Genomic DNA, 16,564 nt, shown 5'->3' with positions numbered 1-16,564 from the left:
TTCCGCGCTGAATCAGAAGCGGTAACTGACGGAAGTGCCTAGGCCGCTGGCGCTGTTCTTGTATTTCGCGCTGAACGAACCCTTGCCAGCCGAGGTGTCGTTGATCTCCACGCTCTCTTCCCAGAGATAGGAATAGGCGACGTCGATGGTGACATTTTCCGCAGGCGTCCAACCGGCGCCGACGCTGAACACCTTGCGATCGCCCGTTGGAATACGCGGCCCGCGATTGGTGTTGTTCGCCGGCGATTGATCAACCGAGAACCCGGTGCGCAGCACCCATTGGTTGTTCAACCGGTACGCCGCGCCGATGGCGTGAGCCCAGGTGTCATGCCAGTTCTGTTCTTCGCTGATCGTGCCCAACTGACGGGCGAGCAGTGGCGGCAATCCGCTGTTTTCGATGGTCAGCTCTTTAAAACGGCTCCAGCGCGTCCAGGTGCTGCCGGCATACAGCGTCCAGTCGTTGTTCAGTTGATGGGTGACCGAGAAGTCCACCGATTCCGGGGTGTCGACGTCCAGCGACGCGTCAAAGCTGCGGCCGCTGACGCCGAGCACGTTGAAGATGCCATCGCTGAGTTTGCTTTTCGCGTCGAGGTGGTAACTGACTTTTGAGTGATAGGTCAGGCCCAGGCGGGTCTGCTCGGTCGCCTGCATCATGACCCCGGCGTTGAAGCCCAGCGCGGTATCGTCGCCCGTGCTTTTGACTTTGCCGTCATTGCGCCCGGGGCTCAGCGGATTGGCGACCATCCCCGATAGCTCGCCGCTGATGCGGTTGATGGTCGGGCCGAAGCCGATCGACACCTTGTCATTGAAGGCATAACTGATGGTCGGCTGGAACGTCAGCGTGGTGACTTCGCTTTTGTTGGCGTAATAGCGGCCAGCGAAACCACTGCCGTAGTCGGTGATCAGGCCAAACGGCACGTAGAACCCCACGCCGAACGCCCAATGCTCGTCGATCGGTTTGACGTAATAACCCATCGGTACCGTGGTGGTCGGCACCATGTCGCCGTCTTCCTTGCCGCCGAACGTGCTGCGGGTCTGGCTGATATCAGACTTCGCAAACAGCGTCGCCTGCCCCACGCTCGCCTGCTCGCGCTTGAGCCGCGCCATGCCCGCCGGGTTGCCAAAAACGGTGCTGGCGTCTTCCGCCGAGGAAGAGCGACCGGCAAAGCCCGATCCCATGCCGCTGACGCTTTGCTCATTGAGCGCAAAACCACCCGCAAGAACATTCGACGAGGCAAGAACGACAGCCAGCCCCACCGGGCGCTTGAGCATTGTTTTTTTCATTGTGTGGACTCTATGGGTGACTCGGAATTGGATGAACTGCGGCGGCCATGTTATCCGAGTGACCATATCAGTCAACAGTCACGCTTTGGGCAATTATTCATCGTCCGCCCTGTACAGGCGAGGCGAGATCAGGCGGCGACTGATCCGAGTATTCGGATCAGCAGAGGGTCAAGGCATCAAGCTGCGCAGGATGAGGTTCGAAGTCAGCGTCGGCGCCACTTCGATAAAGTCGAGGTTGTGTTGCAGCATCAGTGGATTGACGAAGGGTCGCAACGCCAGGTGGATCGATTCGACCGTCTCGTCCAGCGGCGTCCTGCGCTCGAACTCACCGGCCTCGCGCCCTTCACGGACAATGTCGGTGATGAAACGCTTGATCTGCGCATCGTAACGCTGCGCACTCGGCCAGTTCTCACCCGCTGCAAACGCAGCAATGTCGTAAAGCTTGCGGTCGTTGAAAAACAGGTTCACGCCCGTGGCGATCACGGTTTTCACCAAACGGCGGAAACGCTCGGTAGGCGTCAGGTCTTCCTCGTTGATCGCCTGCTCGACCGCCGCAACGATTTGCCCCAGACAGTTAGCGCAGATGGCTTCGCCAATCGCCTGCTTGGAATCAAAGAATTTGTAGATGTACGCCTTGGAGAAACCGATGGCCTTGGCCAGATCGGACACCGTGGTCTTGGCGTAGCCGTACTGGCTGAAATGCTCGTTGGCAGCCGCGACAATCTGATCACGAATGTCGTGATCGACTGGCCCACGCGGGCCGGGGAAAGATGGGGAAACTGAGGACTGATTCATGTCGGCAGCTTACTCACCCGCCCGCCGACTGACAACGTGTGACACATTTTGAATACCACCACCCATCCACTGTGGGAGCGAGCCTGCTCGCAATGACACCCGCCCAAACGACACCAATCCCCCAAACCGGCGCACTACCCGGCCTTACTGATCGCGGAAAATCTAATGCGAGAACAGCCATGCAGCAACATCCCGACAATGATCAGCGCCCCCGCCCGCAACCACGTTTCCCACCCCTGCTGACTGAGCAGCACCAGACACGACACGATTGCAAGCACCGGAACGAAGGTCGGCACGCGAAAGTGGTCCTCCTCTACCCTGTCACGACGAAGGACGAGCACCGCCACATTGGTACTCAGAAAAACGAACAGCAACAGCAACACCACCGTCTCTGCCAGCGTTGCCAGCGTGCCTGTGAGTGTCAGGGCAATAGCGACCACGGTGGTTGCGACAATGGCAGCCCATGGAGTTTTTCGTTCAGGCAGAACCGCACCCAAGACACCCGGCAACAGCCCCAGGTTGGCCATGCCATAAGTCAATCGACTGGCCATGATCATGGTTAATAGCGCACCGTTGGCCACAGCGATCAGCGCAATAAAAGAGAACAGCGCCGGCGGGATTGCGAGGGTCGATGCGCGGACAACTTCGAGCAAAGGCGCCGACGTTGCCACCAACTTCTCGGTAGGCAACACCGAAGAAGCCGCCACACCCACCGCCATGTAAACCACGCCAGCCGTAATCAAAGCCGCGAACAAGGCGCGCGGATAGACCTTGCGCACGTCCTTGATTTCCTCGGCCAGATTGGCCGAAGTTTCGAACCCGACGAAGGAATAGAACGCCAACAATGCCGCCCCCAGCACCGCCAGCACGGGACTGACGCCCGGTTTGAACGTGAGCGTCCGCCCCAGATCCGCATCGCCTGTACGGAAATACCAGACCGCAGCCACGATCACCAGAATCAACCCGGACAGTTCAATCACGGTCATCACCAGGTTTGCCCCAAGCGACTCCTTGATCCCCCGCGCGTTGAGCAGGCCGATAGCCAGAAGAAACACCAGGGCTGCAATCTGCGGCGATACGTCGACGAAGGCGTTCAAGTAATCACCGGCAAACGCCAGCGACAAACCCGCTGCACTGGTGACCGCAGCCGCCAGCATGCAAAAACCGACCAGGAAGGAAATGAGCGGTGACTTGAAGGCTTTTTCCGCGAATACCGAAGCCGCGCCGGCGTGGGGATATTTGGTCACCAGCTCCGCGTAGGAACCCGCCGTCAACATGGCGAAGAACAATGCGATCAGCAGCGGCACCCAAATCGCGCCGCCCACCTCCCCCGCGATCGTTCCGGCGAGTGCGTAAACGCCCGCCCCCAGAACATCGCCGAGAATAAACAGAAACAGCATCGGGAAAGTGATAGCCCGGCGCAGAGAAGTTTTATCAGTGGGAGCCGTCACGGTCATTCCTTGATTCAGGTGGGTAGGAGCTGGAGGGTTGTCACCTCAAACAATGGAAATGGCGCCGAAAGCAAAGTTCAAAATGTGTGACCGCCCGACTGGCACGACGCTGTAAACGTTGCCAACTCGACACCTTTGGGAGCGAGCCTGCTCGCGAAGACCCCAGCCCGATCAACACAAAACATCAGCCAAAACCAATTCCCTAAACACCCCGTTTAAAACCGACATCCAGACTGTTCCAGCAAGCTACAACGCCTTGCGCCATTGCCTACGACTACGCCAGAATCCGCCGGCTTGTGCGCCTCGGGCCGTGGTTCTATCGTTGGCCGGTCACTGAAAACCAGTGATCGGGTTTGGTAGCCCGCTTTCCACATGGCGCATAACGTCATTCTATGCAGATGCTTTCGCATCGGTTTTATGGTGGCCATGCGCAGGGCGTTTTCGAGCGCGCCGGTTTTTCCATGTGGGCCGGTCTACCAACCTTCGTATGGCCACCACCCTTCGTTTGGTAGCGAGAGTGATGGCTCCCTTGGTCACATATGGAGCTTCACCATGTTCAAAGTAACGCCTAACCCTCCAGCGTCGGACGCAACCTCCCCCTACGAATCCCTCGACTCAAAAAAACTCCACGAAGCCGCCGACCGCGCGCTCGACCACTACCTCAAACCCACCGACACCCTCAAAACCACGCCCTACCAGACCAGCAGCATGTTCCTCGCCAACCCGAAAACCGCGACCGAAGAATTACTGGTCAACGCCAGCGAATCGCTAGGCTCCGCCTCGGTAATGCTGAGTGATGTGATCGGGATGGTTGAAGGATCTGCTCGCAAGACACTGCAAGGTATCGCGCAAGTGGTGATGCTTGGCGAGCTCGCGGTTAATCAGGCGTTGGATAACGTCGTGCCGGTCGAGTAATTCTGCGGATGCAGGCGTTCGCTAATGCCTCGCCCCCATCGCGCTCCTCGATAGCCCAGCCTTGCGCTGGGCTTTTTGCTCGTCAGTGGCAGTGGTAGTCGTTGGTTTTATGGTTGCGATGGCAACCCTTTGAATCAGTGCCACCGCTGTGCGCAAACGGCCTTATGCGCTCAGGCCAATCCAGCCATGAAAGCCGACATAGAGGCCAACGCCAATGATCAGCACGCTGGACAGGTAAGGAGCGCGGCGCGCTACGGTTCCCAGCCACGGCCAGCGATTGGAATCCTGTCTGGCACCAATGGCCGCAGCGGCACCGACAGTGACCAAAGTCAGCGCCAGGCCGATACTGAAACACAGGACGAGCATGCCGCCGAGCGCGACCTCTTTGACTTGCAGGCACAGCAACAGGACAGTGATGGCAGCCGGACAGGGAATCAGGCCGCCAGTCAGCCCGAACATGACGATCTGACCCATGGTCACTTCGCGGTTGGTGAAGCGCTTACGGATGTCGTTGGCATGAGCACGTTCGTGCGCATCCTGATAGCCATCAATCGACAGCTCCAGACCTTCGAGTTCGGAATGCGCATGCCCGTGATCATGCTCCTGGAACGTCAGGTCGTAATCATGCGAATGCCCGGCATGTCCAAGGCTCAAGCGAGCGCTGAACTCGTGCGGTTCCGGAATATCCACCGTCGACTGCAGAAAGCCTTCACGCTCGACGAACGCGAACGATTGGCTGCTGCCGTCCGGACGCGTCGTGGTCAGGCGAACATCCGAGGCTGCCCAGGCGTGTCCGCTCAAGGTCTTCAGGCGCCAGTGCGGTGGCATGCCTTCCTCGAAGATCGACAGTTCAACACGGCCATGGCCGGTATCTATTCGGTGCGTTTCATCATGATGACCATGGTCGTGTTCGCCGTGATGGTGATCATCGCTTTGCTCGAACTTGAACATCTGCTCACCGCGCCAGGTACGCCACAGCATCCACAGGGCAATCATGATGATCAGTGCAGCAGACGCAAGCTGGAAGTACGGCTCAGTGGTTTGAGCATCCAGGCCTTTGCCCAGGTACATGCCGCCGATGGCGACCAGCCACACCACGGCGGTGTGCGAAAGCGTTGCGGCCAACCCCAACAAAACAGCCTGTTTGACCGAGCCACGGATGGCCACGATGAAGGCCGCCATCATGGTTTTCGAATGACCTGGCTCCAGGCCATGCAAGGCGCCGAGCAGAATCGCGCTCGGGAAATACAGCCAGGCGTGAGCCCCGCCTTGCTGCAACAGTTCAGCGAAATCGGGCATGTCAGACCTAAAGGTACTTGGTGATTTGTTTGAAGGCTTCCAGCGGTGCGCGCTCGCCATTGCCTAGCGCCGAAACGGTATCTTCGAGGCAGTGGTCGATGTGATCCTGGATGAGCGTGCGTTTGGCCTGGCAGATCGCTTTCTCTACCGCATGAAGCTGCTGGGCGATATCCACACACTGACGCCCTTCTTCGATCATGGTGATGATGCCGCGCAAATGCCCGTCCGCCCGCTTGAGGCGTTTGATGATCGCCTCATGACTTTGGTGGGTGTGGGGATGGCTGTGGTCGTGTTCGTGTTCACTCATGAGTTGAGTCTCAGGGCTCGATGAATTACGCTGGCATCGTATCCCCCCAGGGGGGATTAGGCAAATCGCTTGAACGCCCGGTCAACGAGTTGAAACCTTTAACGCCATGTTCAGCAAAACACTGACAACGACGGCAGTAATCGCGCTTGCTCTCGCCATGTTCATGGCCTGGGTCGGGCATACCTATTCGTTGTCAGTCACCTCGGGGCAGCCAGCCTGGGAGATCGCTCAGGACGTCCACCATTCTCACGGCGAAGAGTCGTCATCCAGCCACGACCGGCGATTACCTGAGCGTCAAACAGTAGTCCGGAACACATGGAAAACGAGGCCGCAAATGCGGCCTCGTTTTTTCTGCGCGAAGAAAAGTGCTGGATTCAAATCCCGCAAATGTCCGTGCGCAGCCGCCAGGCGTCTTTCGCTGGTGGCATGCCGAACAGACGGGCGTAGTCTCGACTGAACTGCGAGGGACTTTCATAACCGACTGCATATCCCGCCTCTGCGGCATCCACTGCTTCAGTGACCATCAGCCGGCGTGCTTCCTGTAGCCGCAACTGGTTACGAAATTCCAGCGGGCTCATCGAGGTGATCGCCTTGAAATGCGTATGAAAAGAAGAACGGCTCATGCCGGCGATTTCGACGAGTTCATCTATTCGACACGCTTCGTTGTAGTGGCTGCGCAGCCAGGCAATAGCCTTGGCGATCTGGTTCAAGCGGCTGTCTGCTTGTGCCATCTGCCTGATGATGCTGTTGCCGTTTTCGGTTAGAAGGCGATAAAGCATTTCGCGGATCACCAGCGGAGCGAGCGCTTCGATATCCCGCGGTCTGTCGAGCAGCCCCGCGAGTCGAACCGCTGCATCCAACAGTTCTGGAGTCGTATCGTTGAGCGTAATGCCTGCCGGCGGTGCACTGACGCTCTCTTCTCTTAGCGGATGGCGCAGCGCAAGTTCACTCAACACAGCGGTATCGAGATCCAGCGCCAGGCACAGATAGGGAACAGCCTCACTCGCCTCGATGACCGAGCCCATCACCGGAAGGTCTACCGATGCAATCAGGTACTTGGCCGGATCGTAAACATAGACGGTAGTACCCAGCATCGCTTGTTTACGTCCCTGAGCGACAAGGCAGAGTGTTGGCTCGTACACCACCGGCATAGGCATCGTGGGCGTAGCCGAGCGAATCAGGCTGATACCCGGGATCGCGGTGCTGTGAATGCCGTCATCCCGGACGTGACGACCAATGATATCGACAAGCTTTGAAAGGGAATTCAAACACAACTCCATAACGTGACGATGCGGCGGATAGGCATCTGGTATCGGATGATCAAGCAAGAAATCAGGACGATCCTGCAACAGCCCTCCTCCGCTCATAAGTCACACTTCAGATGAAGCCCAGAGGTACTGCCGGCCAAACCCGCGCCGGTTCTTGCCAATGCCTCATATAGAACAACGGCGTGTGGGAACGCAACTAGCGGCTCTCAGATAACAACAACGGCCCACCCAACTCGACGGGGCTCGTCGGACAGATCAAGGAGCACAGGAAATGACGTTTTTTCAACACCTCTCTACAGCGCTAGCACTGGTCCTCACCACACTCATTGCAGGGCCGGCGCCCGCCGTGGCCAGCGAACCAACTACGGAACGCAATCGCCAATTCATTGCGCAAGCGTTCAACCAGTGGGCTCAAGGCGACCGGACGTTCTTCACAGATGTCCTGGCCCCCGATGTGATCTGGACAATCAAGGGAACGAGCCCTTCGGCGGGTACTTATCGCGGCCGAGATGACTTCCTGAAACGCGCAGTCCAACCCTTCGCAAAACGGCTCGCCTCGCCCGTTCGCCCGACGGTGACGGATATCTGGGCTGAAGGCGATGACGTCGTTGTGCACTGGAACGGCACCGCCACCGCAGCCGATGGCGCGCCTTATCGCAACAGCTACGTATGGATCATGCGCATGCGAAATATGCAGGCAGTTGATGTGACTGCCTTTCTCGACCTGGTGCCTTACGACGACGTTGTCAGGCGAATTCCGCTTAAAGCGGGCGATGTTGAATAGATAATCCTGCCAAGATCAACTTGAGGATCTGCCTGCGGGAGGGTGCAAGATGTTGCGCAGGTGGGCATGCCGTCGAATGTCGTATTTCGGCCATTAACTGCCGGTTGCTCAATGTACGCGACACGGGCGGGCGCTACTTGAAGCCGTCCGAGTGAGTGGCGGAGCTTTGTGTTGATCACAAGCGCCGGTTCTAAGCGTTGAGCCACAAAGCCGGACCTACTGCTTTACCAAGTGACGCTGCAACCGCACACAGGGCTACAGACGGCATGGATTGACCTCGCTATTTAGTTTGCTAGACATACCATCTCCGGTGAGTTAGAAGAACAAAAATGCGAAATTTCTCTTATGCTGCGCCGACTATCCATAGGATGATTAAGTGCATAGAATCGCCCCATGCGAAACTCTGTTTTCAATCCAGATTGAAATTCGGAAACTTTTTTAATGGTAACCATAAGGGAATAGCGATGTCGTCAATAGAGCAAAAAGTAATTAGTGAAGCAGTAAAACCGGGAATGGAACTAATAAGCGCAGCCTTATCTCCGACTGTCGAGAGGGTCAGGAAGTGGGCTACAGAAAAGGATCTGAAAGGAAAACTTAACGCCGACGCGCTCGCTTCTACAATGGAGCGCTACCTAATAAAGCTCTCAGAGCGTGTGGGAGAGATAACTTCTATTACGTTTCCTCAGCTAAAGCTGGATATATTCGAAGCGTACGAACCTCTTTACATGGTGCGAAATACCCACTTCGGCACATGTGACAACTTAATTACCGCAGACGAGCTCGTCTCTTCCCCGACGAGGCCCACTATCATCGTTGATGGCGCAGGAATGGGGAAGAGTACATTTTCAAAATTTATCGTTGCAAAACTGTTATTCAAATCAGGCCGAATTCCAATACTTTTCGATCTTAGAAAAGTAGATCCGCAGCTAAACTTCACAGATAACATCGTGACAGAGCTTGATTTTCCTGACGAAAAATTTGATCGAAAGTTGTTCTATAGACTTTTGAGATTAGGGAAGTTTTTCGTTATACTCGACGGTTTTGACGAGGTCTCGATTGCTCACCAGCATTTGCTGGCAAATCAACTTCACGAGATGTCAGCGAAAGGCGGGGATAATGCGATTATTATTACCACGCGCCCGCAAGAAATTATCCCAGATTTGATCAATGCAACCTCTTTGAAGTTTGCTCCTTTCACCGAGGAGCAAGCATTGTCCTTATTAAAAAGATACGACAAGATATCGGGGCTGGATATCGGGGAAAAGCTCAGTCGAGATGTGTCTAGCATCCCTTCTAAATTTATCGAAAGTCCACTTTTAGTATCGTTGCTGTATAGGACTTACGGAGTAAACAACTCAATTGCAGATAAGATATCGACATTTTACGATGAGATATACCATGCCCTGTACAAAGGGCACGATTTAATTAATAAAAACGGATACGCGCGGGAGAAAAAATCAGGTCTTGGATTTGAGGATTTCAGAAAGCTGCTTCGAGCCCTGTGTCATTACATGATGCTTAGAACAAAGACCTCATTTGAAAGCCTTAGCGAGGCTGACAGCTTCATCAATGACGCGGCCAAGATCAGTTTGGCGATACCTAATTCTACATCAAGTTTCTTAGATGATCTCTTTGTCGCCGTCCCTCTTATGCAACGAGATGGTACAGAATATAAATTCTTCCACAAAACGCTGTTAGAGTACTTTGCTGCAGAATACATAATATTCAACGAGTCCAGCCTGCGCTTACTTAAAAAAATATTTGAAAGTCCATTGGCTGCGTCTTTTGCTAAGGTTTTCGAGTTTTTAAATGATATGAATCCGTTGCTTTTTGAGTCTGTTATCACTCAGAAATTTGCACTCGAGGCGAAAGCTCTGACTGTCAGTAAAAACGAGCAAGTCAATGCCATTAGCACCTGCCAATTTGTCAATAAATTAAAAATTGGGCTTTGGGCTGTCGAAGGGAACGCAGAGTCATTCGAAGAGGACGATGGCACCCCAGCCCTTATTTTTTCATGCCATATACATGAAAACAGCGGACAATATTCTGAGTGCTGGAGAGAGGGGACGCTTAATGGTACTCCATTTTTTCTTGTTGTAGCATATGAAGACAAACATGAAAATCTTCATAAACTGGCTTGGGAAGCTATAACTTCAGAATACACCACCAACCTCAATTCTCACAAGACACAATATATTTTTGACGGATTGGAAAAAACAATACCAGTAGGCAAGTGGGTCCACCCCAATACCAAAGTTATTAAAGAGCTACACTCGGAAAATATCGCGATCAAAGATATATTCTTAGCAATCCTTGAAGATCCCTTTAAGGCAGCAGGGATTCGCCTATTGGACTTTGAAAAGGTTGATGCTCTTCTTGCGAAAATAGAATCTAGATCCAATCTGGATATTGATATGAAAGACTTTCTTTAATCAAAGACTTATCAATCTAAAGTCTTTAGAGTTCAGTATTAGAGGTGACAATTAAATATTAACTCGCGACCCTGTTGGAACCGAACCCACCGGCGGTGGGCTGCGAAGCCCCCCAGGCTCAAGATGTCCGCTACGGGTCTAAAGCCGCCACTCATAATGGGCTGTTTGTGACCGATTGCTGCCCGCCACCACGGGCGCCCTGCTGGCAGACCACGCATTGACCTCACGAAACAGCGCCGAAAACACCTGAACTCTCCGCAATCTCCCCTTCCCCCCGCAAAAAATCCACAAACGCCCTCAGCGGCGAAGGCATGTGACGGCGGCCGTGGTAATACAGAAACGGGCCGTCGAAGGCCTGCCACCAGTCCTCGAGAATCGGCACCAGTCGACCATCGGAGAGTGGCTCGCGTAGAAAGTCCTCGAAGGTATAGACGATGCCCAGTCCGTTGATGGCAGAGCGAATTTTCAGATCGTGCGACGACGTCAGCAGTTGCCCCTGAGGCGGGATACGCACGATACGGCCGTCTCGATGGAACTCGAACACGCCGACTTTGCCACTCTCGAAGCGATGGCCAAGCAGGTCATGGCCCGGCAGTTCTTCGGGGTGAGTGGGCGTACCGCGTTCAGCCAGATAGCCCGGGGCGGCGGCTGCAACGAAGCGTTGGCGACGCGGGCCGATGGGCACGGCGATCATGTCCTTGGCCAGGCTCTCTTCATAGCGCACGCCGGCGTCATACCCGCCAGCGTTGACGTCGACAAAGGTGTTGTCCATGACGACTTCGACACTGACCCCTGGATAAAGGCGCAGAAAACGCGCCAGCAGGTCGGGCAACAGAAAGCGTGCCACCGGCACTGGCACATTGAGTTTGAGCGTGCCGACCGGGCGCTGAGCGTCGTCGTCGAGATCGTTGAAAGCGGCGTCGATTTCTTGCAAGGCCGGGCGCAGGCGCTCGAGCAATCGTTCGCCGGCCGCCGTCGGCGTGACGCTGCGCGTGGTTCGATTGAGCAGGCGCACGCCCAGGTCGCTTTCCAGCCGACGCATGCAATCGCTCAGCGACGAGGCGGACAAACCGCGTTTTTGCGCGGCAGCACGAAATCCCCCCGCCTCGACCACCGCAGCAAATATCGACACATCGGTAAGGTTTGGTTTACGCATGAATGCTTCCTCCGCAGGCGCCTGACTGTACGCCATACCGTACGGGCCATCCACAAATGACCGACTTATCCTCGCGCATTCGTACACCGATACTGCTCACTCGCCCCGCCAACCGGGAACCTGTACCGCGAATGAGATTTCCCCAATGAGCCATTCACCCGCTACGCCGAGCAATACTGCGACCCAACGCCTCCTCAAGGCCGCCCGAACGCTGTTCGCCATTTCCGGGATGGCCGGCACACTGGCTGCGCAGGCGACTCCCCGAACGGAGCCGAAGCCGGACTGGTCAACCCACGATATGCCCAGCCAGAAAGGCCGCATCGTGCTGGTCACCGGAGGAACCAGCGGCATGGGCTATGAAGACGCGCTGGCCCTGACCCGAGCCGGTGCCGAGGTGATCATCGCCGCACGCAACGCCGAGCGCGGCCGCGAAGCAATAACGAAGATCAAGCAAGCCGTGCCTGAGGCTCGCGTGCAATTCGAAACGCTGGATCTTGCCAATCTGCAATCGGTGCGCGACCTCGCCAACCGTCTACAAGGGCGCCTGCCGAGGCTCGACGTGCTGATTAACAATGCTGCGATCATGTCGCCGCCTGTTCGAGGCGTTTCCGCCGATGGCTACGAGATGCAACTGGCGACCAATTACCTGGGGCATTTCGCCCTGACCGGCCTGCTGATGCCGCTGCTACGCAAAAGCGACGATGGTCGGGTGGTCAGCCTGTCGAGCATCGCCGCCGGGCGCGCAATCCTGAACTTCGATGACCTGCAGGCTGAGCGCGCTTACGACCCTTTCGCCAGCTACAGCCAATCGAAACTGGCGGTTCTAAAGTGGAGTATTGAGCTGCAGCAGCGCAGCGACGCCGCCGGTTGGGGAATACGCAGCATCGCCGCTCACCCCGGCGTCGCCGTGACTGAGCTGATCGCCCGTGGGCCTGGCCTGGACAGTGAATTCGGCAAACAATGGGCAGTAGAGCGGGACAGGTATCATTCCGCAGCGCAGGGCGCGCTGCCCACCTTATATGCGGCGACGGCGCTGGAGGCGGTTGGCGGTGCCTACTACGGGCCTACCGGTGATAACGAGAAGCGCGGGCCGCTGGGCTTCGCCAAGATGCCGCCGGCCGCTGCCGATCGCTCGAATTCGGCCACACTGTGGCAACTTTCCGAGCGACTGACCGGCGTCACCTACCGCTGAGCCCGCTGGCACGGGGAGGCTCCGTGCCATTGCCCCGCCACTCCCACAGGAGCGCAACATGGATACGTCTCTTCTCGCCCACCGCGCCGGCGCCATCATCAATGCCGAGGCTGACGAGCTGCGCCCTGCGCTCAATGGCTTTCTGCTGTTCGTCTGCCTGTTCGCCGGCTATTTCATGCTCCGCCCGATCCGCGAATCGATGGGCATCACTGCCGGCGTCGAGAACTTGCAGTGGCTGTTCACCGCGACCTTCCTGGTCATGCTGACGGCCGTTCCGCTGTTCGCCTGGCTCAGCGCACGCGTGCCGCGCCTGCATTTCGTGGACTGGGTGTACGGATTCTTCTGCACCAACCTGCTGTTGTTCGCCGCCTTGTTCCTCGGCGAAGAAAGCGCTTGGCTGGCGCGCGTGTTTTACGTGTGGATATCGGTCTACAACCTGTTTGTCGTATCGGTCGCCTGGAGCCTGATGGCCGATGTATTCGACAGTGCCCAGGCCAAACGCCTGTTCGCGTTCATCGCGGCGGGCGCCAGCGTCGGCGGCCTGAGTGGCCCTGCGCTGAGCGCCTTGCTGATCGGTGCGCTGGGGGAGTCCGGCCTGATGCTGCTGGCCGCTGTTCTGCTCGGCGCTGCGATGTGGTTCAAGCGCCAGCTGATGCGCTGGCGTGAACGGGGTGGCGCAGGACGCCCCGATGCCGCGCCGAGCGAAAGCCCTCGCAGGCCGTTGCCCGGCAATCCGTTCAGCGGTATGACGGCCGTTCTGAAATCACCCTATCTGCTCGGCATCTGCGGTTTTGTGGTGCTGCTGGCGACAGTCTCCACCTTCCTTTACTTCGAGCAGGCACGCGTCGTCGCCGAACACTTCCCGGACCGCGAGGCGCAGGTGCGCGTGTTCGGCATCATCGACTTTGTCGTGCAGGCGGGCGCCCTGCTCTGTCAGCTGTTCATCACTGGGCGCCTCGCGCAAAAACTAGGTGTCGGCGTGCTGTTGGCCATGGTGCCGCTGGTCATGTGTGCGGGGTTTATCGGGCTGATCTTCGCCCCCGGCTTTGGCATGATCGCCGCGCTGATGATCGTGCGCCGCATCGGTGAATACGCCTTCGTGCGCCCAGGCCGAGAGATGCTGTTTGCCCCGCTCGATGCCGAAAGCAAGTACAAGGCAAAGAACTTCATCGACACCGTGGTCTACCGCGCCGGCGACGCCATCAGTGCCTGGGCGAAAAGCGCGCTGGACGCCCTCAGCCAAGGTGCAGGCATGGCGGCATTGGTCGGCGCGTTGTGTGCATTGCTGTGGGGTCTGCTGGGATGGCGACTCGGCGAACGGGCGGACCGCCGAGCCAGTGTGGCGGGAGCGCGGCAAAACCCAGCGTAGCGCGGTCCATTCGAGAGACTAGGATTTTCCCGAAAGCATTCGCCCTGCACAGGGCCAGACTTTGCAGACTGACTGACGGCTGACCGCCCCACCAGGGAACTGCCGGTGCCAGGCATCGTCCGAGCTTAAGCGTTTAAGCAAACTGCTCGCCACGAGGTTTCCGTTTGAAAGCTGCCATCGTCAAAAAATACCGTCTGATCATCAAGACCCTGGGTTACGTGGGCTGGTCTTTGTTCTGGTTGCTGCTCTGGGACATCGCCGTCACCGTCGACTTCATGCTATTTCTCAACGCCAAGCTGAACCTGCCGTTGATGCCGCTGACCTTGCTCGGTTCGGCGTTGATCGTGTTGATCAGTTTTCGCAACAGCAGCGCTTACAACCGCTGGTGGGAGGCGCGGACGCTGTGGGGGTCGATGATCAACAATTCCCGCAGCTTCGCCAGGCAGGTGCTGACGCTGCTGGACGATGCTGGTGGCGAGGTTAATCCGGTCAAATCCACGCTGTTGCGCCGCCACGTGGCCTACGTAAATTGCCTCGCCGCGCATCTGCAAGGTCAGCCGTGTCCCGACGAGGTACGGGCCTTTATTCCCGCCGAAGAATTTGCCCGCAGCGGCACGACCAATAACTTTGCCAACGATATCCTCACCGGCTCGGCGACTCTGCTCGCTCGCGAATACAAGGCCGGGCATCTGGACAGTATTCGCCTGGCGCGGCTCGAGTCGACCCTGGTGGACTTGTCCAACAGCCAAGGCGGAATGGAGCGGATCGCCAATACCCCGCTGCCCTACCCTTATGTATATTTCCCACGGCTGTTCATTTCGCTGTTCTGCCTGATCGTCCCGATAGGACTGGTGGAATCCCTCGGCTGGTTCACGCCGCTGGCGTCGACCGTGGTCGGGTTCATGCTGCTGGCCATCGAACGTATCGGCACCGATCTGCAGAGTCCGTTCCGCCACAGCGAACACCAGATTCAAATGGAAGCGCTGTGCGAAACCATCGAAAAGAATTTGCAGTCGATGCAGCGTGATTCGTTGGGGGATGTGCGCAGGCTTGAGGAGCCCGCTTGAGGCGCAGCTCTAGCAGCAGCGCTTTTCATCAGATGCGGAGCGGCTATTGACGAGTGTCCGCCTCCTCGGCCGGGTAAAACTCGCCCTGCTTGCCCATTTCTTCCAGTCGTTCGCGCGCTACCGCCTCAACACGGGCCACTGCGTCTCGATCGTCAGGGTCAACCAACTGCAAGCACAGGCGTCGGACATTCTGATCATGTGTGCCCTCGCTGAGCATTTCGTGGGTGAAGACTTGTTCACCACGCCACAGGCATAACTGGGTATGAGTCCCGCCGAGCCATATCTCGTTGATTGATCTCAGATCAGTGGTAGCCAGTTGATCTACGGTAATTGTCTTATCCATTGCGCCGTACCTGTAAAAATGTTCGTAGACAGGTACGACTAGCGGGCACAGTGGGTCGTTCCAAGCGTCGCACTTTCCCACCGCATCCGCGGTATATCGTCCTCTCAAAACGTCAACTTTTCCGAGCCCAACTCCCAAACATCACATCACCGACGTAGATGCCCGAAGAAGCTGAACGTTCCTGTTCCAGACGCGCCTGCAATGTTTCAATCTCTACCTCTTCTGCACTGGCCACCCCTAACGCAATGATTCGCGGCAAGCACGCTCGAACGATGGCGCCAAGGCTGTAGGGCGCATCAGGCGTTTGCACCAGGCACTCAGCTCGCACGCTTTCAACGGTCAAGCCTGCCCGGGTGAAAATGCCGTGCAGGTTGAACCCGATGTGCAAATCCGCTCCTTCGCGAGCAAGCATTTGCTGTAACCAGCGTTGCGCTTTTTCATGCAAAGGGAAAGGCTCGACGCTGGCGGGCGCCATCGTCGTATCGTGTTCCTGGAAGATCATGATCCCGCCGGGACGCAGACATCTCGACAGCGCTCGGATCGTCGCCACCGCATCCGGTTGATACATCAGAACGCGCCTGCCGACGATGGCGTCAAAACTGCCGATAGAGTCTGGCAATTCCAAGAGGTCTCCCTCAAGAAAGGTCAGCGCATGTCCTGCGGTGCGCTGGCGTGCAACGGCAATGGCAATGGCATCGTGATCAACGCCGATGATCTCCCCGTCTCTTCCCACGAGATCACACAGCAAAAACGAAACATCACCCGAACCGCAACCTACGTCCAGGATTCGCATCCCTTCACCAATGCCCGCATCGATCAGCAAGCGTGTGGTGAAGTCGAGTCGGTTGAGCGGCATTATCAAATTCCCTGAGTTTTGCGAAAAATCATGGCAGGCGCATCAG

Annotated in this window: 16 protein-coding genes; 6 read left to right on the top strand and 10 right to left on the bottom strand. The window is 56.9% G+C overall.

Features of this window, described 5'->3' with window-relative positions; translation table 11 throughout:
* Positions 1 to 12: 12 nt before the first annotated feature.
* From PSH90_RS11285 to PSH90_RS11275, 3 genes are all read right to left on the bottom strand, one after another.
* Positions 13 to 1,284 (bottom strand): OmpP1/FadL family transporter, encoded by a 1,272-nt coding sequence (locus PSH90_RS11285; protein WP_305382781.1) that lies wholly within the window; start codon positions 1,282 to 1,284, stop codon positions 13 to 15.
* Between the two features lie 168 nt (positions 1,285 to 1,452).
* Positions 1,453 to 2,079: a TetR/AcrR family transcriptional regulator gene (locus PSH90_RS11280; RefSeq protein WP_016774383.1), complete on the bottom strand. Its 627-nt coding sequence runs from the start codon at positions 2,077 to 2,079 to the stop codon at positions 1,453 to 1,455.
* 134 nt (positions 2,080 to 2,213) lie between these two features.
* On the bottom strand, positions 2,214 to 3,536 hold the full coding sequence (locus tag PSH90_RS11275) for an APC family permease (protein ID WP_305382780.1): 1,323 nt from the start codon (positions 3,534 to 3,536) through the stop codon (positions 2,214 to 2,216).
* A 546-nt stretch (positions 3,537 to 4,082) separates the two neighbouring features.
* Here PSH90_RS11275 and PSH90_RS11270 point away from each other — a divergent pair.
* Entirely contained in the window at positions 4,083 to 4,445 is a 363-nt protein-coding gene (locus PSH90_RS11270; RefSeq protein WP_041480468.1) for a DUF6124 family protein, read from the top strand.
* 82 nt (positions 4,446 to 4,527) lie between these two features.
* On the opposite strand, the gene PSH90_RS11265 is transcribed toward PSH90_RS11270, so the two are convergent.
* The 4 genes from PSH90_RS11265 to PSH90_RS11250 form a co-directional block, all read right to left on the bottom strand.
* Entirely contained in the window at positions 4,528 to 4,611 is an 84-nt protein-coding gene (locus tag PSH90_RS11265; protein WP_236169243.1) for a YHYH domain-containing protein, read from the bottom strand.
* A complete protein-coding gene (locus tag PSH90_RS11260; protein ID WP_305382779.1) occupies positions 4,608 to 5,744 on the bottom strand; it encodes a nickel/cobalt efflux protein RcnA in 1,137 nt (378 codons plus the stop codon). Before PSH90_RS11260 ends, PSH90_RS11265 begins: the two co-directional genes overlap by 4 nt.
* Before the next feature lie 7 nt (positions 5,745 to 5,751).
* Entirely contained in the window at positions 5,752 to 6,051 is a 300-nt protein-coding gene (locus tag PSH90_RS11255) for a metal-sensing transcriptional repressor (RefSeq protein ID WP_016774379.1), read from the bottom strand.
* Positions 6,052 to 6,425: 374 nt separating this feature from the next.
* Positions 6,426 to 7,400, bottom strand: coding sequence for an AraC family transcriptional regulator (locus PSH90_RS11250; RefSeq protein ID WP_305382778.1), 975 nt, complete (start codon positions 7,398 to 7,400; stop codon positions 6,426 to 6,428).
* 190 nt (positions 7,401 to 7,590) lie between these two features.
* Here PSH90_RS11250 and PSH90_RS11245 point away from each other — a divergent pair, with 190 nt between their 5' ends.
* On the top strand, positions 7,591 to 8,103 hold the full coding sequence (locus PSH90_RS11245) for a nuclear transport factor 2 family protein (RefSeq protein ID WP_305382777.1): 513 nt from the start codon (positions 7,591 to 7,593) through the stop codon (positions 8,101 to 8,103).
* Positions 8,104 to 8,567: 464 nt separating this feature from the next.
* Positions 8,568 to 10,535: an NACHT domain-containing NTPase gene (locus tag PSH90_RS11240; protein ID WP_305382776.1), complete on the top strand. Its 1,968-nt coding sequence runs from the start codon at positions 8,568 to 8,570 to the stop codon at positions 10,533 to 10,535.
* Between the two features lie 223 nt (positions 10,536 to 10,758).
* Here the strand turns inward: PSH90_RS11240 and PSH90_RS11235 are convergent, their stop codons facing one another.
* Entirely contained in the window at positions 10,759 to 11,691 is a 933-nt protein-coding gene (locus PSH90_RS11235) for a LysR family transcriptional regulator (protein WP_305382775.1), read from the bottom strand.
* A 145-nt stretch (positions 11,692 to 11,836) separates the two neighbouring features.
* Between PSH90_RS11235 and PSH90_RS11230 the strand changes: the two genes are divergently transcribed.
* The 3 genes from PSH90_RS11230 to PSH90_RS11220 all read left to right on the top strand — a co-directional run bounded on the left by PSH90_RS11230 (position 11,837) and on the right by PSH90_RS11220 (position 15,319).
* Positions 11,837 to 12,883, top strand: a complete 1,047-nt coding sequence (locus PSH90_RS11230) for an SDR family oxidoreductase (protein WP_305382773.1) — start codon at positions 11,837 to 11,839, stop codon at positions 12,881 to 12,883.
* A gap of 58 nt (positions 12,884 to 12,941) precedes the next feature.
* Positions 12,942 to 14,252 carry an NTP/NDP exchange transporter gene (locus PSH90_RS11225; protein ID WP_305382772.1) on the top strand — a complete coding sequence of 437 codons (1,311 nt, stop codon included), beginning with the start codon at positions 12,942 to 12,944 and terminating at the stop codon, positions 14,250 to 14,252.
* A gap of 164 nt (positions 14,253 to 14,416) precedes the next feature.
* Entirely contained in the window at positions 14,417 to 15,319 is a 903-nt protein-coding gene (locus PSH90_RS11220) for a bestrophin family protein (protein WP_123442716.1), read from the top strand.
* 43 nt (positions 15,320 to 15,362) lie between these two features.
* On the opposite strand, the gene PSH90_RS11215 is transcribed toward PSH90_RS11220, so the two are convergent.
* Together PSH90_RS11215 and PSH90_RS11210 are read right to left on the bottom strand one after the other, a co-directional pair.
* Complete coding sequence (locus PSH90_RS11215; RefSeq protein ID WP_305382770.1) at positions 15,363 to 15,662, bottom strand: hypothetical protein; 300 nt, start codon at positions 15,660 to 15,662, stop codon at positions 15,363 to 15,365.
* A 112-nt stretch (positions 15,663 to 15,774) separates the two neighbouring features.
* Complete coding sequence (locus tag PSH90_RS11210; protein WP_305382768.1) at positions 15,775 to 16,518, bottom strand: bifunctional 2-polyprenyl-6-hydroxyphenol methylase/3-demethylubiquinol 3-O-methyltransferase UbiG; 744 nt, start codon at positions 16,516 to 16,518, stop codon at positions 15,775 to 15,777.
* Positions 16,519 to 16,564: the final 46 nt, after the last annotated feature.

The sequence above is a fragment of the Pseudomonas sp. FP1762 genome (assembly GCF_030687105.1).
GTDB lineage: Bacteria > Pseudomonadota > Gammaproteobacteria > Pseudomonadales > Pseudomonadaceae > Aquipseudomonas > Aquipseudomonas siliginis.
The sequence above is the reverse complement of the archived record's forward strand: the minus strand, read 5'-3'. Positions and strand labels throughout refer to the sequence as shown.

Coding starts and splice junctions, on each gene's coding strand:
- PSH90_RS11285 (WP_305382781.1), bottom strand. CDS start 1,284: ATGAAAAAAACAATGCTCAAGCGCCCGGTGGGGCTGGCTGTCGTTCTT.
- PSH90_RS11280 (WP_016774383.1), bottom strand. CDS start 2,079: ATGAATCAGTCCTCAGTTTCCCCATCTTTCCCCGGCCCGCGTGGGCCA.
- PSH90_RS11275 (WP_305382780.1), bottom strand. CDS start 3,536: ATGACCGTGACGGCTCCCACTGATAAAACTTCTCTGCGCCGGGCTATC.
- PSH90_RS11270 (WP_041480468.1), top strand. CDS start 4,083: ATGTTCAAAGTAACGCCTAACCCTCCAGCGTCGGACGCAACCTCCCCC.
- PSH90_RS11260 (WP_305382779.1), bottom strand. CDS start 5,744: ATGCCCGATTTCGCTGAACTGTTGCAGCAAGGCGGGGCTCACGCCTGG.
- PSH90_RS11255 (WP_016774379.1), bottom strand. CDS start 6,051: ATGAGTGAACACGAACACGACCACAGCCATCCCCACACCCACCAAAGT.
- PSH90_RS11245 (WP_305382777.1), top strand. CDS start 7,591: ATGACGTTTTTTCAACACCTCTCTACAGCGCTAGCACTGGTCCTCACC.
- PSH90_RS11240 (WP_305382776.1), top strand. CDS start 8,568: ATGTCGTCAATAGAGCAAAAAGTAATTAGTGAAGCAGTAAAACCGGGA.
- PSH90_RS11235 (WP_305382775.1), bottom strand. CDS start 11,691: ATGCGTAAACCAAACCTTACCGATGTGTCGATATTTGCTGCGGTGGTC.
- PSH90_RS11230 (WP_305382773.1), top strand. CDS start 11,837: ATGAGCCATTCACCCGCTACGCCGAGCAATACTGCGACCCAACGCCTC.
- PSH90_RS11225 (WP_305382772.1), top strand. CDS start 12,942: ATGGATACGTCTCTTCTCGCCCACCGCGCCGGCGCCATCATCAATGCC.
- PSH90_RS11215 (WP_305382770.1), bottom strand. CDS start 15,662: ATGGATAAGACAATTACCGTAGATCAACTGGCTACCACTGATCTGAGA.
- PSH90_RS11210 (WP_305382768.1), bottom strand. CDS start 16,518: ATGCCGCTCAACCGACTCGACTTCACCACACGCTTGCTGATCGATGCG.